At 64.3% G+C, this 19290-nt stretch carries 15 protein-coding genes and 1 tRNA gene; 7 read left to right on the forward strand and 9 right to left on the reverse strand.

The window, feature by feature from the left end; all coding sequences use genetic code 11:
- Nucleotides 1-24: 24 nt before the first annotated feature.
- The 4 genes from ABLE71_RS06085 (at nt 25) to ABLE71_RS06100 (ending at nt 6808) form a co-directional block, all read left to right on the forward strand.
- Nucleotides 25-2922, forward strand: coding sequence for a winged helix-turn-helix domain-containing protein (locus tag ABLE71_RS06085; RefSeq protein ID WP_348782456.1), 2898 nt, complete (start codon nt 25-27; stop codon nt 2920-2922).
- Nucleotides 2923-3095: 173 nt separating this feature from the next.
- A complete protein-coding gene (locus tag ABLE71_RS06090; RefSeq protein ID WP_348782457.1) occupies nt 3096-3617 on the forward strand; it encodes a (2Fe-2S)-binding protein in 522 nt (173 codons plus the stop codon).
- Nucleotides 3618-3620: 3 nt separating this feature from the next.
- Nucleotides 3621-4616, forward strand: a complete 996-nt coding sequence (locus tag ABLE71_RS06095; protein ID WP_348782458.1) for a xanthine dehydrogenase family protein subunit M — start codon at nt 3621-3623, stop codon at nt 4614-4616.
- A complete protein-coding gene (locus tag ABLE71_RS06100; RefSeq protein ID WP_348782459.1) occupies nt 4613-6808 on the forward strand; it encodes a xanthine dehydrogenase family protein molybdopterin-binding subunit in 2196 nt (731 codons plus the stop codon). Before ABLE71_RS06095 ends, ABLE71_RS06100 begins: the two co-directional genes overlap by 4 nt.
- An 85-nt stretch (nt 6809-6893) precedes the next feature.
- On the opposite strand, the gene ABLE71_RS06105 is transcribed toward ABLE71_RS06100, so the two are convergent.
- Nucleotides 6894-7796, reverse strand: a complete 903-nt coding sequence (locus tag ABLE71_RS06105) for a DMT family transporter (protein WP_348783672.1) — start codon at nt 7794-7796, stop codon at nt 6894-6896.
- 442 nt (nt 7797-8238) lie between these two features.
- Between ABLE71_RS06105 and ABLE71_RS06110 the strand changes: the two genes are divergently transcribed.
- Nucleotides 8239-9132 (forward strand): hypothetical protein, encoded by an 894-nt coding sequence (locus tag ABLE71_RS06110; RefSeq protein WP_348782460.1) that lies wholly within the window; start codon nt 8239-8241, stop codon nt 9130-9132.
- A gap of 157 nt (nt 9133-9289) precedes the next feature.
- Here the strand turns inward: ABLE71_RS06110 and ABLE71_RS06115 are convergent.
- Together ABLE71_RS06115 and ABLE71_RS06120 are read right to left on the reverse strand one after the other, a co-directional pair.
- Nucleotides 9290-9365, reverse strand: a tRNA-Ala gene (locus ABLE71_RS06115).
- 158 nt (nt 9366-9523) lie between these two features.
- On the reverse strand, nt 9524-9907 hold the full coding sequence (locus ABLE71_RS06120) for a TIGR02300 family protein (RefSeq protein ID WP_348782461.1): 384 nt from the start codon (nt 9905-9907) through the stop codon (nt 9524-9526).
- A gap of 225 nt (nt 9908-10132) precedes the next feature.
- Here ABLE71_RS06120 and aroA point away from each other — a divergent pair, with 225 nt between their 5' ends.
- A complete protein-coding gene (gene aroA, locus ABLE71_RS06125) occupies nt 10133-11479 on the forward strand; it encodes a 3-phosphoshikimate 1-carboxyvinyltransferase (protein WP_348782462.1) in 1347 nt (448 codons plus the stop codon).
- 97 nt (nt 11480-11576) lie between these two features.
- On the opposite strand, the gene ABLE71_RS06130 is transcribed toward aroA, so the two are convergent.
- The 6 genes from ABLE71_RS06130 to ABLE71_RS06155 all read right to left on the reverse strand — a co-directional run bounded on the left by ABLE71_RS06130 (nt 11577) and on the right by ABLE71_RS06155 (nt 17808).
- Nucleotides 11577-12713, reverse strand: coding sequence for a Gfo/Idh/MocA family oxidoreductase (locus ABLE71_RS06130; RefSeq protein WP_348782463.1), 1137 nt, complete (start codon nt 12711-12713; stop codon nt 11577-11579).
- A gap of 26 nt (nt 12714-12739) precedes the next feature.
- Nucleotides 12740-13489, reverse strand: coding sequence for a sugar phosphate isomerase/epimerase (locus ABLE71_RS06135; protein WP_348782464.1), 750 nt, complete (start codon nt 13487-13489; stop codon nt 12740-12742).
- Nucleotides 13490-13563: 74 nt separating this feature from the next.
- Nucleotides 13564-14643 (reverse strand): ABC transporter ATP-binding protein, encoded by a 1080-nt coding sequence (locus tag ABLE71_RS06140; RefSeq protein WP_348782465.1) that lies wholly within the window; start codon nt 14641-14643, stop codon nt 13564-13566.
- 6 nt (nt 14644-14649) lie between these two features.
- The gene (locus tag ABLE71_RS06145; protein ID WP_348782466.1) at nt 14650-15591 is read right to left on the reverse strand and encodes a carbohydrate ABC transporter permease; all 942 of its coding nucleotides are present in this window, start codon (nt 15589-15591) and stop codon (nt 14650-14652) included.
- A gap of 1 nt (nt 15592) precedes the next feature.
- Entirely contained in the window at nt 15593-16492 is a 900-nt protein-coding gene (locus ABLE71_RS06150; protein WP_348782467.1) for a sugar ABC transporter permease, read from the reverse strand.
- A gap of 77 nt (nt 16493-16569) precedes the next feature.
- Nucleotides 16570-17808 carry an ABC transporter substrate-binding protein gene (locus tag ABLE71_RS06155; RefSeq protein ID WP_348782468.1) on the reverse strand — a complete coding sequence of 413 codons (1239 nt, stop codon included), beginning with the start codon at nt 17806-17808 and terminating at the stop codon, nt 16570-16572.
- Nucleotides 17809-18200: 392 nt separating this feature from the next.
- On the opposite strand from ABLE71_RS06155, the gene ABLE71_RS06160 reads away from it, so the two are divergent.
- Complete coding sequence (locus tag ABLE71_RS06160) at nt 18201-19247, forward strand: LacI family transcriptional regulator (protein WP_348782469.1); 1047 nt, start codon at nt 18201-18203, stop codon at nt 19245-19247.
- Nucleotides 19248-19290: the final 43 nt, after the last annotated feature.

The raw sequence follows: 19290 nt of genomic DNA on the forward strand, positions 1-19290 counted from the left end.
CGGGAAGCGATGACAGGTCAAGCGATGGCCCGGACGGACGAGGTTTTGTCTGCACCGCCGCACGCCGCCGCTGGTGCGCGTCCGGGGATGATATCGTTCGGAAGCTTTCGGCTGGATCACGCGAGCCGGCTGCTTTTGCGGGATGGCGAGCCGGTGCGAGTCGGTTCGCGCGCCTTGGATCTCCTGATCGCCCTTGTCGATCGTGCCGGGGACGTGGTCGGCAAGCACGAGTTGCTGGAAGTCGTCTGGCAGGGGGTGGTCGTCGACGAGGCTGCGGTGAGGGTTCACCTGGCATCCCTTCGCCGTGCTCTTGGAGACGGTCGGGACGGTGCTCGGTACATCGTCAATATCCCCGGCAGGGGCTACAGCTTCGTCGCTCCGATCGCACATGACGAACCGAAGGCACACCCGCCACAGGCCGGGCATCCGGTCACCCGATCCATTGGCCCGGTGCCGGTGCCGCCTCGCGCACCGATAGGCCGAGAGCATGTTATCGGCAGCCTGAGCGAAATCCTCCTGGCACGAAGGTTTGTCAGCGTCGTCGGGGCGGGAGGCATCGGCAAGACGACCGTGGCGGCAGCCATCGCGCAGAAGCTGCGGCCGGAGTTCGGCGACGACAACGTCGTCTTTGTGGATTTCGGCGCCGTTTCCGAGCCCGAGCTGGTTCTGGGCGCGATGACTTCCGCGGTCGGTTGCGCTATCGGAGGGGCAGATCCCGTTGCCGAGCTGCTTACCTTCCTCGCCGGAAAGCGCATGCTGATCGTCTTCGACAGTTGCGAGCATATCGTGGAACCGACCTCGCTGCTGGCTGGCGAACTGTTTCACCGCGCGCCGGGCGTTCATCTGCTGATCACTTCACGTGAATCCTTGCGTATCGAGGGCGAGACCGTACATCTTCTGAGCCCCCTGGCCTATCCGGCCAACGAAATGCCGACCGCCGCCGAGGCGCTGGCGACGCCGGCCGTGCAACTCTTCATGGACCGGGCAGCCTTCAGTGGACTTCATGGAGAATTGACTGACGGCGATGCGCCGGTCGTGGCCGAGATATGCCGCCGGACCGACGGTATCGCGCTCGCCATCGAGTTGGCTGCCAGCCGTGTCGGCGCATATGGCATTCACGGTGTCGCCAGTTTGCTCGCAAGCAACATGGAACTCAGCCTGACGGGCGGGCGCAACGTCGTCGCACGACATCGAACGCTGGAAGCGATGCTCGACTGGAGCTTCAATCTGCTCGCGGAAAACGAGCAGCGCGTTCTTTGCCGCCTGTCCGCATTTGTCGGCCTCTTCACCATGGAGGCTGCATGCTCTGTCGCGGGCGATGAAAACCTGGATGGCGCGGCCGTTGCGGCGACGATAGCAGGCTTGGTCGACAAGTCCCTTGTGTGGGTCCAGCCCGCCGGGGATTCCGTTTTTTATCGTCTGTCCGACATGACGCGCGCCTATGCGAGGGCCAAGCTGGACGATAGTGATGCCTTGGGATCGATCGCCGATCGTCACGCGCGCTATTTTGCGGCCATGTTCAAGGCAATTGCGCTGGAGCACGGCGCCTACACCGACATCGATCGGTATGTGCCGCATATAGGCAATGTTCGCAAAGCGTTGGAATGGAGTTTCTCCAGTGACGATCGGCACGCGGTCGGCGTTGAACTTGCAGCCGATTCGGCACCTCTCTTTCTCGGTCTCTGGCTGCTCGCGGAGTCCAGTCATTGGGCACGTCGGGCGTTGGGGGTGACCAAAGGCGTCAGCGATCTTCCACGACGGGAAGTGCGTCTGCTGGAGGCGTTGGCGGTCTCGACGATGCACACGATCGGCAACACGCAGGAGGTACGCAACGCCATAGAGCGGGGGTTGAATCTATCGGACACCGAGGGGGGCGGACTGACGCAACTCCGCCTTCTGGCCGGCCTCAACCTCTTTCTCACCAGGCTCGGCGATTTCGACGGTGCCCTGGCCGCCGCGAAAAGAAGCGGGGCTATTGCCGAGAAAAGCGGAACGCCTGGCGACCGGGTCATCGCCGAATGGATACTTGCCGCAGCCTATCACATGGCGGGCGATCAGGCGGCGGCACTCGACCATTGCGAGCGTGGCTTCACGCTGGAGGCAAATGTCGGCCACCTGGAAATAAATCTGTTTGGATACGATCATCACCTGCGCGCCGAACTTGCGCGGGCACGCGCGCTCAGCCTGAGGGGGTCCCCGGTTGCCGCCAGCCAACTGGTCCTCGAGGCAATGGACCGGGCCTCCCGGTCGTCTCTTCCGGGCGACTACAGCATGGCTGCCGCTCACGGCATTCCGGTTCTGCTCTGGAGCGGCAGCGTCGACCAGTCGGAAGAACATATTGAGCGTCTGCTCGCGCATGCCGAGCGGCACTCGCTCAAGAGTCACGCGGCCGCCGCCTTGGTGCTGAAAGGAGAATGGCTCCTACTTCTCGGAGAATCCCCGGCCGGTCTCAAGACGCTGCGGGAAGCGCTCAACATGCTTGTCCGCGAGCGCTTCCACATGATCATTCCGGCTGCGTCGAGGTCTCTTGCCGAGGCGCTGGCCCAATGCGGCAGCCATGGCGAGGCGGCTGCGACCGTTGACGCTGCCATTTCCTCCGCTACGAAGATGTCCCAAAGGTTCTACCTGCCAGATCTCCTTCGTACGCAGGGCGAGATCATCCTGCGCGGCCCCTCTCCCGATGTCGAAGCGGCAGAGGCGGCGTTCCGGAATTCCATCGAACTGGCAAGGGATCAGTCCGCGACGGCCTGGGAGCTGAAGGCCGCCGTTCCGCTGGCTCGCCTCCTGCTTCAACGGGGACGTGAAGCCGAAGCGCAGACACTCCTGGCGCCCATCTATGAAGCCCACTTGGAAAAGGACGGCACGAAGGATCTCGTCGAGGCCGCGAATATATTGAGGAGAGCGCCGCGCGAACCTGACTAATCTGACCCATTCCCAGTTTGCGTCTCTTTACGCCACTTTGCGCCTCTTAGCGCCTCAAGTTCCGTCGTTAGGCCCATAGTCGTGATGCTGCACAACCGTCCAGTGGCTCGACGATCCGATGATCGCGTCGCCGGGGACGGTCGAGTGACACCGCCACGAGACGGAGGCATGAGATGACAGCTATGGTCACGCTATCCCAAGCGCAATCCCAACGGGCCGTTGCCCGCCATGGCGTCACTCTGACGGTCAATGGCGCCGACCATGCTCTTTCCATCGACGCGCGCACGAGCTTGCTCGACGCCTTGCGCGAGCACATCGGCCTGACCGGCGCCAAGAAGGGGTGCGACCATGGCCAGTGCGGCGCCTGCACCGTGCATATCGACGGGCGCCGCGTCGTTTCCTGCCTTAAACTGGGTGTACAAGCTCAAGGCGGTGAAATCACCACCATCGAAGGCATTGGGGCCGCCGACGGAGCACTGCATCCCATGCAGCAGGCGTTCATCGATCACGACGCGCTCCAGTGCGGCTACTGCACGCCAGGGCAAATCATGTCTGCGATCGCCTGCGTGCGGGAGGGTCACGCCAGCTCGCTCGACGACATCCGCGAATACATGAGCGGCAACCTCTGCCGCTGCGGCGCGTATGTGGGAATCGTTGCGGCGATCGAGGACGCCGCCGCCAGGATGAAGGGGTGAGCCATGCGGCAGTTCGACTATGTCCGCGCCGCCGATCTCGGCGACGCCGTGCGGGCCCTCAGCGGCGGCGCGAAGCTGCTCGCGGGCGGAACGACGCTGTACGACCTCATGAAGCTCCGGATCGAACAACCCGAGCATATCGTCGACATCAATCACTTGAGCGAACTCAAGCGCTTTGACACCTCGGGCAGCAGCGAATTGGTGTTCGGGGCGCTCTCGCGCATGAGCGACGTGGCAGCCAATCCCCTCCTCATTCGGGATTATCCGGCGATCTCAGAATCGCTCTGGCGAGCCGCCTCGCAGCAGCTCCGCAACATGGCGAGTCTCGGCGGAAATCTGCTGCAACGGACGCGATGCCCGTATTTCCGCGGCGGCGAACCGTATGCCTGCAACAAGCGCGAGCCCGGCAGCGGTTGCGCGGCGATCGAAGGGCTCGATCGTGGCCAAGCCCTTCTCGGCATGAGCCACGCGTGCAGCGCGGTCTATCCCGGCGACTTCGCCATAGCCCTGATCGCCTTTGACGCCAGAGTCGACCTGATCGGTCCTCGCGGCGAAAGGACGATTTCGGTCGAGCAACTTCATCGAGAGCCTGGCGAAACGCCTCACATCGAGACGACGCTCGGTCCTGACGAGATCATCGTCCGCATTCGCGTCCCGGTCACGCAGCTCGGTCGGGCCTCCACCTACCTGAAAATTCGTGATCGCGAGTCCTACGCTTTCGCCCTGGCGTCGGCTGCTGTCGCGCTCGAAATGGATGGCGACATGGTGCGCGACGCCCGCGTCGCCCTTGGTGGCCTGGCGACGCGGCCCTGGCGCGCGCGCGGCACCGAGCGGAAGCTCATCGGCGGCCCGTTGAACGAGCAGACCGCGCGGGATGCCGGCGAAGCGGCGCTCGAAGGTGCGGCACCGGGCCACTCCAACGCCTTCCGGATCGAACTGGGCATCCGCACTGTCGCCGAGGCATTGATGACCGCTCGAAAAAGGGGCCTGACGTCATGACCAGCGTATCTTTCCCCGACACCGCACGCGTCGACGCCCTACAAAAGGTTCGCGGCGCTCCGATCTTCGCCTCGGACGACGCCCGTCCGGGCATGCTGCACGCCGCGCTTGCGGTTTCAACCATCCCACGTGGCCGTATCCTCGCCATCGACGCGCGGGAGGCTCGCGCTGCGCCGGGCGTCCGCCTGGTGTTGACCCATGAAGACCTGGCCGACCTGCAGCTTCCGGGCTTCCTTGTAGGAGGCTATGGCTTCCAGAATTTCCAGCCCTTGCGCACGCCCGACGTGGCTTACCGTGGTCAGCCCATCGCAATCGTGGTTGCCGACACATTCGAGGCGGCGACCGAGGCGGCGGCGCTCATCCATGCAAGCTACACGGAGGAGCACTTTGATCCCACGATCGACTCGCCCGGCGCGGAAAGCCTGGATCAGGCAGATACTCCGATCGGCAAGTTCCTCACGGAGCCCGTTGCCGGAGACGCCGACGAGGCTTTCGCCGCAGCGCCGGTCAAGATCGACATCGAACTCACATGCCCGACGCAGCACCAGAACCCGATCGAACTCGTCGCCACGGTAGCCGAGTGGGAGGGCGACAAGCTCATCGTTCACGAAGGTACACAGAACTCGGGAGCGCTTCGCCACGGCCTCGCACAGGTGCTCGGAATTCCGGCCGGCCAGGTGGAGGTGATCTCCCCGTTTGTTGGTGGCGGCTTCGGGCAGAAAAACTCGCTGCAGATGCAGACCGCACTCGCCGCGGTCGCGGCGCGCCGAGCCGGTGCCCCGGTGAAACTGGTCGTAACGAGGGCGCAGCTCTTTCATGGCTCGGGCTTCCGTCCCGCCAGCCGGCATCGCGTACGGCTCGGTGCCGATTCTGCCGGAATCCTGCTTGCGGCAATCCATGAAGTGGACTCCCAGACCTCGCGTCACGACTTCTTTCCCGGTGAGTATGCCGCGACCAGCTCCCGACTGTACGGATGGGGTGCATTTCGCGGTGTTCAGCGCCTCGTGCGCACGGACACGCAAACGCCGGGCTTTATGCGCGCCCCTTTCGAACATCCGGCCTGCTTCGCCATGGAAACGGCGATCGACGAACTCGCCTATGCGCTGGGAAAAGATCCCGTCGATCTGCGACTCGCCAATGACACGAGCATCGACCCTATCACCGGCCTGCCTTTCTCCTCGCGGCACGCCGCCACCTGCCTCAGGCGCGGCGCCGAACGTTTCGGCTGGAGCGCGCGAAGCCGGGCGCCGCAATCCATGCGTGGGGCCGACGGCTCGTATATAGGCTGGGGTATGGCGCTCGGAGCCTATCCCGGCATGATGATCGCGAGCATTGTGAAGCTCAGCGCCACCCATAACGGCGGCATCGAGATCGCGCTGGGCGCCCATGAGATGGGACAGGGTATCCGAACGGTGATCGCGGCCGTCACGGGCCGCAGGCTGGGGGTCCCGCCCGGCGAGGTGACAGTGGTCATCGGGGATACGCGTGCCGCGCCGCAGCAACCAACCGCAGGTTCTTGGGGCACTGCCTCCGCCACCCTGGCCGCCGAGACCGCCGCCGATGCCATGCTGGAGGCGCTGGCGAAGCTGACGCCGGGAAGCTCGATCGATGGCCGCTCTCCCTCTGAAATTCTCAGGGATGCCGGCCGGGCATCGCTTGAGGTGGAGGCGATGGTCAAGGCACCCGGCCAGTCGGAGGAGGTTTTCGACCTCATCCGCGCAGGCAAGTTGCTGCGAGCAGGACCGGTCTTCGACAACTGCGTCAGCTTCAGTTTCATCGCCCATTTCGTCGAGGTCCGCGTGGAGCCCCGGCTGCGGCGCATCCGGGTGCCCCGCGCGGTGAGCGTGGCGGACTGTGGCCGTGTGATCAGCCCGCGGACGGCAGCGAGCCAGGTTCGCGGCGGCGTGGTGTGGGGGATCGGCGCTGCCTTGCGAGAAGCAAGCGAGACCGATCCGCGCTACGGCGGCTTCTTGAACACCGACCTGGCCGAATACGTGATCCCGGTCAACGCCGACATTGGTTCGATCGACGTCGACTTCGTCGACGAACCTGACTCGCTCCTCGATTCCGGCATCAAGAGCCTGGGCGAGGTGTCGCTGTGCGGGGTGGCGCCGGCGATCGCCAACGCGATCTTTCACGCAACGGGCCGGCGACTGCGCGAATTGCCGATCCGCATCGAGCACATGATCTAAAACCCCCTGATGTGCCCCCGACTAATCGGTCAGTCTGAAGCTGGATTTTTCCATTTGTGATCCCCGGATCGCGAGAATAGGACCACTAGCCCGCTTGCGGAGCTGGTGTCTTCGCCTTGATCGCGGTCGCGAGCACCAGGCCGGCGATGATGAAGGCCGCGCCGATCAGATCGTAATCATGCAGACTTTCACCGAGGAAGACATAGGCAAGAATTGCCACGAAAAGCGTTTGCAAATAAAGCAGCATGCTGGCGCGGCCGGCGCCAAGCGTCTCGACGCTGCGATTGTAGAGGTAGTACATCAGCGCTCCGCCCGGGCCGGCGACATAGGCCAGCGCCAGTAGACCGTTGAGGTGGAGCGCCGAGCGTTCGCCCGAGATCAGCTCCCAGAGGTAAAAGGGTAAAGCGGCGAGCGCGCCTGCGCCGAGCAGAAGCACGACCATAGGCAGCAACTCGATGCCGAATTTCGAACGGCGCAGGAGCACGGTGTAAAGACCCCAGCAGAACGCGCTGCCGACGATCCACAACTCGCCGGGATTGAATTGCAACCGCATCAGCGCGGCAGGATCGCCGCGCGCGACGATCGCCACCATGCCAATCAGCGAAAGCAGCGCACCGAGCGCCTTCCAAACGCCAAGCGACTCGCCGAGCACGAAGCGGGCAAGCACCATCGTCATCACCGGCGACAGCGCCATGATGATGCCGGCGGTCGTCGCGTCGGTATAGTTGAGGCCGGTGTAGATCATGCCCTGGCAAAGCGTCAGTCCGATGGCCCCGACGATCAGGACTTCGACGGCCCGCGAACGCACGAGAGCAATCATCGCTCCATGGTGCCGGTGCACGATCGGCAGCAGGATCGCGCAGGCGAGCGCCAGGCGCCAGAAGCAGAGCGCCCAGGGCGGCATCTCCGGCGCCACCCACTTGGCGGCGATATAGACGCCGGCCGACAGCAGCCAGCAAAGAACCGCGGTGGCGTAGGCGAGCGGCATCCCCGCATCGGCGGTCGCGTTTGCCTCTCCCACGCGGGCCAGATGGCCAATCGGCAGCGTCTGCATGTCGGTCCCCTCCGACTGGGCTCCGGCCGACCTTAGCGCGATTGCAGCGTCTTGCCGAGCAGAACAAGCATGGGCTGGACTGGCTAGCATGATACCTGGCAGACCGGGAGCGGAGACCCTGCCCCTGAAATGTTCCGGCCTAGCTGCTGCTACCGGCGGGTTCGCAGGAACTTTTGTCCGCAGAACCAGTTTGGGTTGATACGGCCACCTCGTGAGCCGGCAATCAAGGGAGCGTCCAATGCACGGCATCATCTATCTCGTCGGTCTCGTCGTCGTCGTCCTCGCCGTTCTGTCGCTGTTCGGTCTGCGCTAGATCGCTATCCGGCCCAGCGATTGCCGGCTTTGCGCCGGCGCTTTCATTTCAGGGAGAATGGCAATGAGTGACGTCATCGTTTCGGCCCCAGCGGCCGTGAGCTCGGAAGAGCGTTCCTATATCGACTGGCCCGCGATCATCGCCGGCACCGTGGTCGCGTCGGCGATTTCGCTGGTCTTGCTGGCCTTCGGTTCGGCCATCGGCCTGTCGCTGACCTCGGCCTATGAGGGCAGCGGGATGTCAGCCGCCGGATTCGCCATCGCCGCCGCGCTCTGGCTGGTTTGGGTTCAGGTTTCGGGGTTCTTCGCCGGAGGCTATCTCACCGGCCGCATGCGCAGGCGCCATTACGACGCCACGGAGGAAGAGTCCGACATACGCGACGGCTCGCACGGACTTGCCATGTGGGGAGCGGGCGTCCTCATCGGCGCTCTGATCGCCTTCTCGGGGGTCACCGCAGCGGTTTCCACGGCGACGACGGCTGCGAGCAATGTTGCCGCGGGCGCGGCCGCGGCCGCGGTGGGTTCGGCCGACGAAATTGCCGACAGCGGCCAACTGATCGTCGATCGGCTGCTTCGCGGCGGCGCCGCCTCGGCGGAAGGCGCGAGCCCTTCCGATCAGCGCGCCGAGGTGAGCCGCATCCTGCTTTCCGCCGCCGCTGGCGGGACGCTCGATCCGGCCGACAGGCAGTATCTTGTCGACACGGTCGCCGCGCGCGCCGGCATTCCACCGGAAGAGGCACAGCAGCGTGTCGACGAGATCTATGCGCAGGCCCAGCAACTGGAGGCCGAGGCGCGAGCCGCCGCCGACCGGGCGCGCCGCATCGCCGTGGTCGCGGCCTTCATAACCGCTGCGTCCCTGCTGATCGGCGGCGTCGGCGCATATTTCGGGGCCGTGCTCGGCGGCAACCATCGCGACAAGCAGGTCTCCGCAGAAGGATGGGTTCGAGCCTGGCGATAACCGGGGGCCCCCGAACCGCCGCGCCGCGCGTCCTCGATGCGCGGCGCTCCGGCTTCGCATGATCCGCTTGAATGACCGACGTCATAGGCAAAAAGGCGCATCAGCGTGGCTGGCCTGGCGGGTCTTGCCTATGCGGGTAGCGCCTCTAGACGGAATTTGGTGGAGCCAATCGGAATCGAACCGACGACCTCTTGAATGCCATTCAAGCGCTCTCCCAACTGAGCTATGGCCCCACACCCGGCAAACAGCCGGCGCCGTTTCCGGCGAAGAGATCAGGAGGCGGCTTCTAGCGCCGCATCACCGCAAGATCAAGCCTTGCAGCGCGCTTATTTCGGCCCGCGCTCGTGAGGCCGTGCCGCCTGCCGGGCCGCGGCGCCCGGCGCGGCAAACATCAGACCTCGTCCTCGTCCTCGCCAACGCCGATGATATCGGCGACGTCGTCGTCTTCCTCTTCCTCTTCCTCGAGGAAAGTGTCGTCGTCATCGTCGCCGAGATCGACATCTTCCTCGTCGTCGATGTCCGGGACGTCGTCGCCCTTCGCGTCCTCATCCGCTTCCTCGAGCGAGATGACCTCGGGAGCTTCGTCCTCCGCGTCGACTTCCTTCTCCTCCACTTCGGCCTCTTCCTCGACGGCCTTTTCGCTGCCGGACTCGAAATGCGACCGCGGATAGCTCTTGCCCGTGTAGGGAGAAACGATCGGATCCTTGTTCAGATCGTAGAATTTGCGACCCGTCTCCGGGTCTATGCGTTTGGTGCCAAGTTCGGATTTCGCCACTGCCAATCCTCGTCCGTGATTTTGGGGTCCCCATAGCCACAGATCGCGCGCCCTGTCAAAGCCAAAAGGAGGCCTCGAAGGATGCCCCATCCAATCGGGCCGCAACGGCCCTCCGCAGCGGCTCGGTAGGATGCCAAAGGGGATGACCCTTGCCCGAAGCCATGATAGGAGACCGGCGAAAAATCAGCCTGCGGCGCCGCGGGCACGCCTGCCCGAGGAACCATCATGACGCACGACACAGAACCGCGCCCGGCAGTCGCCCGGCGCTCCCCGGCCTTGAAGGGCACGGCGCGCGTGCCCGGCGACAAGTCGATCTCGCACCGCTCCTTCATGTTCGGCGGCCTGGCCTCCGGCGAGACCCGCATCACCGGCCTGCTGGAGGGCGAGGACGTGATGCGCACCGGCGAGGCGATGAAGGCGATGGGCGCGGTCATCGAAAAGAAGGGTGGCGAATGGATCATCAACGGCGTCGGCAATGGCTGCCTGCTGGAGCCCGAGGCGCCGCTCGATTTCGGCAATGCCGGCACCGGTTCGCGCCTGACCATGGGGCTGGTCGGCACCTATGACATGGAAACGACCTTCGTCGGCGATGCATCCCTGTCGGGCCGGCCGATGGGCCGCGTGCTGGAACCGCTGCGCCAGATGGGCGTGCAGGTGCTGAAAGCGGCCCCCGGCGACCGCATGCCGATCACGCTGCGTGGCCCCAAGCACGCGGCGCCCATCAGCTACCGCGTGCCGATGGCCTCGGCGCAGGTGAAGTCCGCCGTACTTCTCGCAGGCTTGAACACGCCGGGCGTCACCACGGTCATCGAGCCGGTCATGACCCGCGATCACACCGAAAAGATGCTGCAGGGTTTTGGCGCCAAGCTGTCGGTCGAGACCGACGAGCAGGGCGTTCGCCACATCTTCATAGAAGGCCAGGGAAAGCTCACCGGCCAGACCATCGCGGTGCCCGGCGATCCTTCATCGGCCGGATTCCCGCTGGTCGCGGCGTTGATCGTGCCGGGCTCCGACATCGTCATCGAGAACGTGCTGATGAACCCGACCCGCACCGGCCTGTTGCTGACGCTGCAGGAGATGGGCGGCCGGATCGAAGTGATCGACCCGCGCAACGCCGGCGGCGAGGACGTCGCCGACCTGCGCGTGCGCTCCTCCGAGCTCAAGGGCGTGACGGTGCCCGCGGAGCGCGCGCCCTCGATGATCGACGAATATCCGGTGCTTGCCGTCGCGGCGGCCTTCGCGGAAGGTGAGACGCTGATGCAGGGGCTGGAGGAGCTGCGCGTCAAGGAGAGCGACCGCCTCGCGGCCGTCGCGCGAGGCCTCGAGGCCAACGGCGTCGAGTGCACCGAAGGCGAGGCGACGCTCGCCGTGCGTGGCCGTCCCGGCGGCAAGGGGCTTGGCGGCGGAACCGTCAAGACGCATCTCGACCACCGCATCGCCATGAGCTTCCTGGTGCTCGGCCTGGCGACCGACAAGCCGGTAACCATCGACGACGCCACCATGATCGCCACCAGCTTCCCCGAATTCATGGGGCTGATGACGGGACTGGGTGCGGATATCGAAACGCGATAGGCGAACTGGTCCAGGCTGGCGACGACAACGGCGAAGTCGCGCCTCGGACTCGCCAGTCCCGCGAGCCTGATGGTGGCCTGGGCGAGAGACCGCCCGGCTACTTCGCCAGCAGCGCGCGCGCCTCCTTCGGTCCGAGCGCGGCAGGCCGCTCGCAGGTCGTCTGCATGGCGACGAACTTGCCCGTTTCGCCGGATTTCAGGATCGACGTCATCACCTCGACCGCGTGCAGCGCAAGCTCCATCGAGCAGCGGTGCGGTCGGCCGGACTGGATTGCAAGCGCCATGTCGGAGAGACCCGCCGTGCGGTAGTTGGCCATCATGCCGACCGAGTGCTTCTGGTTGGGCACGCCGAACGGATGATTCCAGGCCGGCAGCTTCTTCACCGGCTTGGCGCCCTGCGTATAGCGCACGACGCCGCCGAAGAAATTGGGGTCTGGCACATAAACCGTGCCGCCCTCGCCGTAGAGCTCCATCGGCGCATGGCCGTGGCCCCAGACGTCCCAGCTCGTACCCATGGTGACGATCGCGCCGCTTGCGAACTCCAGCAGGGCGTGGATGGTCGTCGGCGTGTCGACCGGCACCTTCTCGCCGTTGCGCGGGCCGTTGGCGATGACGCGCTCCTTGCGCGGGATAGAGGTTAGCGCGGCCACCCCCTTCACCGGCCCGATCAGCTGGATGAGGTTGGTGATGTAGTACGGGCCGAGGTCGAGCACTGGCCCCGCGCCCGGCTGAAAGAAGAAGTCCGGGTTCGGGTGCCAGTGCTCCATGCCGCGGCTCATGACATGGCAGGTGCCGCCCGTGATCGTGCCGAGCTTGCCCTCATCGATCAGGTGGCGCACCAATTGATGCGCGCCGCCGAGGAAGGTGTCCGGCGCCGAGCCGATGCGAAGGTCCTTCTTCGCGGCGCGCTTCTTCAGGTCGAGCCCTTCCTTGACCGAAAGCACGAAGGGCTTTTCCGAATAGACGTGCTTGCCGGCGTCGAGCACCCGCCGCGATATCTCGTAGTGGACCGCCGGGATTGTCAGGTTGACGACGATATCGACGTCCTTCGCCTTCAGCAGGTCGTCGACGCTTTCCGCGCGGACGCCGTATTCCTTGGCCCTGGCCTTGGCCGCCGCGGGGTTGATGTCGGCGCATGTCCGGACCTCGATGCCCTTGAACAGCGGTGCGAATTTGAAATAGGTGGTTGAAATGTTGCCGCATCCGACGATGCCGACACCAAGCTTGCGTGCCATGTCGATCGCTCCTGAAAAAATGCCCGTCAGTATTTCTTGACCGATTCGATCGAGCGCCTCGCGAAGCGCTCGAAGTCGTTCGGATTGTCCTGCTCCATGACGAAGTACTTAGCCGACGTCTTGGCGCGCAATGCCTTCAGCAGGCTCGCCCAATCGATCGTTCCGTAGCCGACATCCGACCAGCCGTCCTCATCCTTGCCCTCGCCCGGCTTGGCGATGTCCTTGACGTGGACCGCGACGATCCGCTTGCCGTGCTTCTCGATCCAGGGCAGCGGGTCGGCGCCGCCACGCACGATCCAGGCGATGTCCGCCTCCCAGCCGATATCGGGCGCGGCGGACAATAGGTGCTCCTGCGGCACGGAGCCGTCGGAGAGCTTCTTGAACTCGAAATCGTGGTTGTGCCAGGCGAAGCCATAGCCTTCCTTTTTCGCGCGCGCGCCGATGGCGGCGAGCCGTTCGCCGAAGCCGCGCCAGCCGGCGGCCGTGCCTTCCGGCCGGGCATCGGGATTGAGATAGGGGCAGATCATCGTGGTGATACCGAGCGCGTCGGCGATCTTCCTCGCGCCGTCAAAATCGGTCTCCAGCATGTCGATCGAGAAGTGGCCGGTCGGCATCGTGAGCCCGTCCCTGTCGAGCTCCTTGCGCAGGCCCGCCGGATCGGCATAGACGCCGCCGAACCCTTCGACCTCCCTGTAGCCGGCCTGGCCGAGCAGCTTCAGCACCTTGTCCCAGGGCTGAAAGTTGCGGGCGCTGTAGAGCTGCATTGACCAGTTCATTCTATTCCCTTTCCGCGATATGGGGCGCTTGGGACACCCGATGATCTTGTTTGAGCATGGTCTTGAATGGGGCTCTAGAGCCGATCCCCCGATGCCGCGTCGAAAAGCGATGCGTTCATCGGATCGAATCCTACGACGACGCTGTCGCCGACATCAGGCATTCGCTCCGACGAGACGCGCATGGTGAGGATTTGGCTTCCGAGCTTCGTCCACACCAGCGTGTCCGAGCCCATCGGATCGACGATCTCGACCGGCACCTGCGCGGAGAACGGCCAGTCGTCGCCGGAATTGACCCCGACATGTTCGGGGCGGATGCCGAAAACGGCCGCCCCGCGATGGTCCTTTTCGAAGCCGTACCGGGCGAGCGGGATATCCAGGCCGTCCGCGATGAAGTGCGGTTCGCCGTCGCGGACCTCGATCGCGCCTTCCAGAAAATTCATGCCCGGCGAACCGATGAAGCCGGCAACGTAGAGGTTGACCGGCCGCTTGTAGATTTCCTGCGGACGGTCGAGCTGCTGGATCAGACCGCCGCGCATGACCGCGATGCGGTCGGCCAGCGTCATCGCCTCGATCTGGTCGTGCGTGACGTAGATCATGGTGTTGGAGAGTTTCTGGTGCAGGCGCTTGATTTCGACGCGCAGTTCCGAGCGCAGCTTGGCGTCGAGGTTGGACAGCGGCTCGTCGAACAGGAACACGTCGACGTCGCGCACCAGAGCGCGGCCGATGGCGACACGCTGGCGCTGGCCGCCCGAAAGCTGCGCGGGCCGTCGGTCGAGCAGCGGCTGTATCTGCAGGATCTCGGCGGTGCGAGCGATGCGTTTTTCGATCTCGTCCCTCGGCACGCCGGCGTTCTTCAGACCGAAGGAGAGGTTTCCCTTCACCGACATCTGTGGATAGAGCGCGTAGGACTGGAACACCATTCCGATGCCGCGGTCCTTGGGCTCTTCCCAGGTGACGTTCTTTCCCTTGATGAAGATCTGCCCCTCGGAAACGTCGAGCAGGCCGGCGATGCAGTTCAGCAGCGTGGACTTGCCGCAGCCGGACGGGCCGAGCAGCACGAGAAACTCGCCTTCCTCGATGTCGAGGTTGAGGTTCTTCAGCACCGGCACGGCGCCGAAGTTCAGCGACAGGTCTTTGATCGCGACGCTTGTCATCCGCCATTACCCCTTCACGGCGCCGGCTGCTATGCCGCGCACGAACAGTTTTCCGGAGATGAAATAGATGACGAGCGGCACCAGGCCGGTGATGAGGGTCGCAGCCATGTTGACGTTGTATTCCTTCACGCCCTGGACGGAATTGACGATGTTGTTGAGCTGCACGGTCATCGGATAGGTGTCGGGCTTGGTGTAGACCACGCCGAACAGGAAGTCGTTCCAGATGCCGGTGACCTGCAGGATGATGGCGACGACGAAGATCGGCAGCGCCATCGGCAGCATGATCCGGAAATAGATGCCCCAGAAGCCGGCGCCGTCGACGCGCGCCGCCTTGAACAGCTCCTCCGGCAGCGACGCGAAATAGTTGCGGAAGAGCAGCGTCAGGATCGGCATGCCGAAGATCGAATGCACGATGACGAGGCCCTTCAGCGTGCCATATATGCCCATCTCGCGCAGGATGATGACGATCGGATAGATCATCACCTGATAGGGGATAAAGGCGCCGACGATCAGGATGGTGAAGAAGATGTCGGCGCCCTTGAAGCGCCAGTTGGCGAGCGCGTAGCCGTTGACCGAGGCGATTGCGATGGAGACGATGACCGACGGCACGGTGATGCGCACGGAGTTCCAGAAGCCCCGGCTCAGGCCGTCGCAGTTCAGCCCGGTGCAGGCCGTCGCCCAGGCCTTCACCCAGGGCTCGAAGGTGATCTCCAGCGGCGGCGCGAAGATGTTGCCCATGCGGATCTCGGGCATGCCCTTCAAAGATGTAACGACCATCACGTAGAGCGGGATGAGGTAGTAGATCGCCGCGAAGATCAGCGTGCCGTAAATGAAGATGTTGCGGCGCGAAAAGGTGACGCGGGGCTTCGGCCCGCGCGGGCCGTCGTGGGCGGCGGGGAGCGCATCGGCGCCGGCGACCGTCACGGCGAGCGTTGCCGGGTTCGACATGCTAGCGCCTCCGCCCGAATTCGAGGTAGGCCCACGGCACGATGACGATCGCGACGGTAAGCAGCATCATGGTCGAGGCAGCGAAGCCCTGGCCGAGATTCTGCGCGGCGAACATATAGTCGTAGACGTATTTGGCCGGCACTTCCGATGCGAGCGCGGGACCGCCGCTGGTTTGCGCGACCACCAGATCGTAGACGCGCACAATGCCCGAGGCGATGATGACCAGCGTGGTCACGAAAACGGGCCGCATCATCGGGATGACGATGAAGATGTAGGTCTTCCACATCGGGATGCCGTCGACGCGCGCCGCCTTCCAGATATCCTCGTCGATGCCGCGCAGACCGGCGAGCATCAGGCACATGACGAGGCCCGTGCCCTGCCACAGCCCGGCGATCAGAATGCCGTAGATGACGGTCTCCTTGGTGTAAAGCGGGTTGAAGATGAAGGTCTCCCAGCCCAGGTCGCGGACCACCTGCTGCACGCCGAAGTCAGGATTGAGCAGCCACTGCCAAACGAGGCCCGTCACGATGAATGAGAGCGCGAAGGGGTAGAGGAAGATGGTGCGGAAGGTGTCCTCGAAGCGGATCTTCTGGTCGAGCAGCGCGGCGAGCAGAAAGCCGATGACCAGCGAGAAGACCAGCGACAGGCTGCCGTAGATCAAGAGGTTCTCGATCGAGATCAGCCAGCGCGGCGTCGTCCACAGGCGTTCATACTGTGCAAGGCCGATGAAGTTGAGCCGGGGCAGCAGCCGCGAATTGGTGAAGGAATGGACAACCGTCCAGCCCGTGCCGCCAACGAACACGACCAGCGCGGTCAGGATCATCGGGATCGACGCGACTTTCGCATTGAGATTGCGGAACAGTCGGTTGGGACGAGCCGTCGGGCCGTCGGTGATGCGCATCGTTCACCCTGACAATGTCGGCGAAGACATATGCCGGCCCCGCGGGGCGCGAGACCGGCCTTGAAAGCGCGGACTTATCAGTCGGCGGCCGCGATGATGTCGGCGAAGCGCTTCTGCGCATCCTCCGGCGTCAGCGACGGGGTCTTGAAGAACTCGACGAACAGGTCATTGAGCTGGTTGTTCGTGTCCTCGGTGTTAAGCTGGTTGGTATCGGGAATGATGTTGCCCGAAGCCAGGATTTCGAGACCCTTCTTCATGCAGTCGTTGGCGGCGGTCACATCGACGTCGCCGCGCACCGGCACCGAACCCTTCTTCAGGTTGAACGCGACCTGGGTCGTCGGATTCATCATGGTCGATGCGAGGACGAGCTGAGCCTTTGTCTTTTCCGGGTCGTCGAGCTTGGGGAAATAGAAGGCGTCGCCGCCCGTTGAGATGAGCGCGTTGACGCCGAGGCCGGGCAGGCAAGTATAGTCCTTTCCGGCGACCTGACCGGCGACCTGGAACTCGCCCTGCGCCCAGTCGCCCATGATCTGCCCGCCGGCCTGGCCGGTGATAACGAGGTTGGTCGCCTGGTTCCAGTCCTGCACGTTGGACTTGGCCGACATCTTGCGCGCGTCGTCGGCGGCCTTGAACACCTTGGCGATCTCGGGTCCGGCGGCGGCCTCCGCATCGTGGTCCTTGTAAACCTTCAGGAAGACGTCCTTGCCGGCGATCGCCGGGATTAGCACGTTGAAGGCGCCGGTCGTCTGCCAGGGCTGGCCGCCGATAGCGAGCGGGATCTTGCCGGCCTTTTCCAGCGCCGGCCCGGCGGCGACGAACTCGTCCCAATTCGTGGGCACCGGCACGCCTGCGTCCGCGAATGCCTTGTTGGAGAGCCACAGCCACTGCCATGAATGGATGTTGATCGGCGTGCAGTAGATCTTGCCGTCGAGGGTGCAGCTATCGAGCAGGCTCTTGGGACGGACGAGTTCGGCCCACTTTTCCTGCGTGGCGAGCTCGGTGAGGTCGAGCAGCAGGCCTTCGGCGACCAGTTCTTCCGCCTGGCGGCCATGGTTGAACTGGAAGGCGCCCATCGGATCGCCGCCGGTGATGCGGGCGACCATGATGGGACGCGCGGTGTTGCCGGCGCCGGCGATGGCCGCGTCGACCCATTTGTTGCCTGTGGCGTCGAACGCCTTGGCGAATTCAGCGACTGCCGCCGCCTCGCCGCCCGAGGTCCACCAATGGGCGACTTCGAGATCGGTGGCGCCGGCCGGAACTGCCAATGGAAGTGCTACCGATGCGGCAAAGGCAACGGTCAAGAGCTTATAACGCATGGGTTTCCTCCCGAAATCTGAAACGTTACAGATGATACGTTACGGGAGACGGATCGATCACGCAATGCCTCGAAAGGAGGATACGGTCGATTTTTTCGAGGATCGAATTTATTCGATCCACCGCGCCCGGGCGATCGACACCGAAAGTGCAGCGCAACAATTCGGGCGAATATAGTTCGCAACGGCCTGATTTTGCTAGTTTTGCATTGCGGAATCTTCTGCCTCGAGGGCTCTCCCGTGCCCAGCGTCCGATGGTCCGCCAACGCGGACGTTTACGCCATCATGCGGCAACATCTGTAACGTTACAGCTTGCGGCATTCGGGTTTCGGGTCCACATTGCTTCAGGGGGGTTGCCGTTGCGTCCGGCACGGGCAGCCTGTAGGGCCAGGATCATGGACAAGCCGCATATGTCAGGCACGGACACCACCGCCCAGGCGGCGGGGCGCCCGACCTTGAAGACCATCGCCTTCATGACCGGGCTGGGCGTCACCACGGTGTCCCGTGCGCTGAAGGACGCGCCAGAGATCGGCGAGGAGACGCGCCGCCGCGTCCAGCTCGTCGCACGCCAGGTCGGCTATAGGCCGAACCGAGCCGGCGTCAGGCTCAGGACTGGCAAGACCAATGTCATCAGCCTCGTCCTCAACACCGAGGAGCAGATCGGCGGCTTCGTGTCGGACATGATCTACGGCATTTCCGAGCATCTGGCACAGACGCCCTACCACCTGATCGTCACGCCCTATTCGCGCAATAACGATCCCCTAGAGCCGGTGCGCTATGTCGTGGAGACAGGATCCGCCGACGGCATCATCATCTCGCGCACCGAGCCCGACGACAAGCGCGTGCGTTACATGCTGGAGCGCGGTTTTCCCTTTGCCACGCATGGCCGCACGGAAATCGGCACCGAACATGCGTTCCACGATTTCGACAATTATGCCTTCGCCCGCGATGCGGTGAAGAAGCTTGCCGACCTCGGGCGCAAACGCCTGGCGCTGCTGGCACCGCCTTCGACGCTTTCCTACCACCACCACATGCGCAACGGTTTCGTCGATACGATGGCCGAGATCGGCTTTGCCGAAGTGCCTTTCAACGCGGTCACCGTCGACCATTCGATCGAGCAGATCCGCGCCCGCACGCTGCAGCTCATGCAGCGGCCGAACCGTCCGGACGGCATCGTCAGCGGCGCCGGCGGCGCGACCTTCGCGCTGGTGGCGGGCATCGAGGATGCAGGGCTGAAAGTCGGCAAGGACATCGACATCGTGTCCAAGCAGTCGGCCAAACTGCTGCATCTGTTCCGTCCGGAGCTTTTCGTCGTCAACGAGGATGTGAGGCTGGCCGGGCGCGAACTCGCCCGCTCGGTGATCGCATGCATCGACGGCGAACCGGCCGGGTCCCTCCAAAGCCTGAGCCAGCCAGGCCCGGTGCTCGCGAGAGGCGAATAGGGGCGGCAAAGAAAGGCCGGCGCGCCGGCCTTCCGTTCAGCGA

The organism is Mesorhizobium sp. KR9-304 (assembly GCF_040049215.1).
Classification (GTDB): domain Bacteria; phylum Pseudomonadota; class Alphaproteobacteria; order Rhizobiales; family Rhizobiaceae; genus Mesorhizobium_K.

Bases quoted from the DNA above. Each gene is read 5' to 3' on its own strand.
- ABLE71_RS06085 (WP_348782456.1), top strand. From the start codon at position 25: ATGGCCCGGACGGACGAGGTTTTGTCTGCACCGCCGCACGCCGCCGCT.
- ABLE71_RS06090 (WP_348782457.1), top strand. From the start codon at position 3,096: ATGACAGCTATGGTCACGCTATCCCAAGCGCAATCCCAACGGGCCGTT.
- ABLE71_RS06095 (WP_348782458.1), top strand. From the start codon at position 3,621: ATGCGGCAGTTCGACTATGTCCGCGCCGCCGATCTCGGCGACGCCGTG.
- ABLE71_RS06100 (WP_348782459.1), top strand. From the start codon at position 4,613: ATGACCAGCGTATCTTTCCCCGACACCGCACGCGTCGACGCCCTACAA.
- ABLE71_RS06105 (WP_348783672.1), bottom strand. From the start codon at position 7,796: ATGCCGCTCGCCTACGCCACCGCGGTTCTTTGCTGGCTGCTGTCGGCC.
- ABLE71_RS06110 (WP_348782460.1), top strand. From the start codon at position 8,239: ATGAGTGACGTCATCGTTTCGGCCCCAGCGGCCGTGAGCTCGGAAGAG.
- aroA (WP_348782462.1), top strand. From the start codon at position 10,133: ATGACGCACGACACAGAACCGCGCCCGGCAGTCGCCCGGCGCTCCCCG.
- ABLE71_RS06130 (WP_348782463.1), bottom strand. From the start codon at position 12,713: ATGGCACGCAAGCTTGGTGTCGGCATCGTCGGATGCGGCAACATTTCA.
- ABLE71_RS06135 (WP_348782464.1), bottom strand. From the start codon at position 13,489: ATGAACTGGTCAATGCAGCTCTACAGCGCCCGCAACTTTCAGCCCTGG.
- ABLE71_RS06140 (WP_348782465.1), bottom strand. From the start codon at position 14,643: ATGACAAGCGTCGCGATCAAAGACCTGTCGCTGAACTTCGGCGCCGTG.
- ABLE71_RS06145 (WP_348782466.1), bottom strand. From the start codon at position 15,591: ATGTCGAACCCGGCAACGCTCGCCGTGACGGTCGCCGGCGCCGATGCG.
- ABLE71_RS06150 (WP_348782467.1), bottom strand. From the start codon at position 16,492: ATGCGCATCACCGACGGCCCGACGGCTCGTCCCAACCGACTGTTCCGC.
- ABLE71_RS06155 (WP_348782468.1), bottom strand. From the start codon at position 17,808: ATGCGTTATAAGCTCTTGACCGTTGCCTTTGCCGCATCGGTAGCACTT.
- ABLE71_RS06160 (WP_348782469.1), top strand. From the start codon at position 18,201: ATGGACAAGCCGCATATGTCAGGCACGGACACCACCGCCCAGGCGGCG.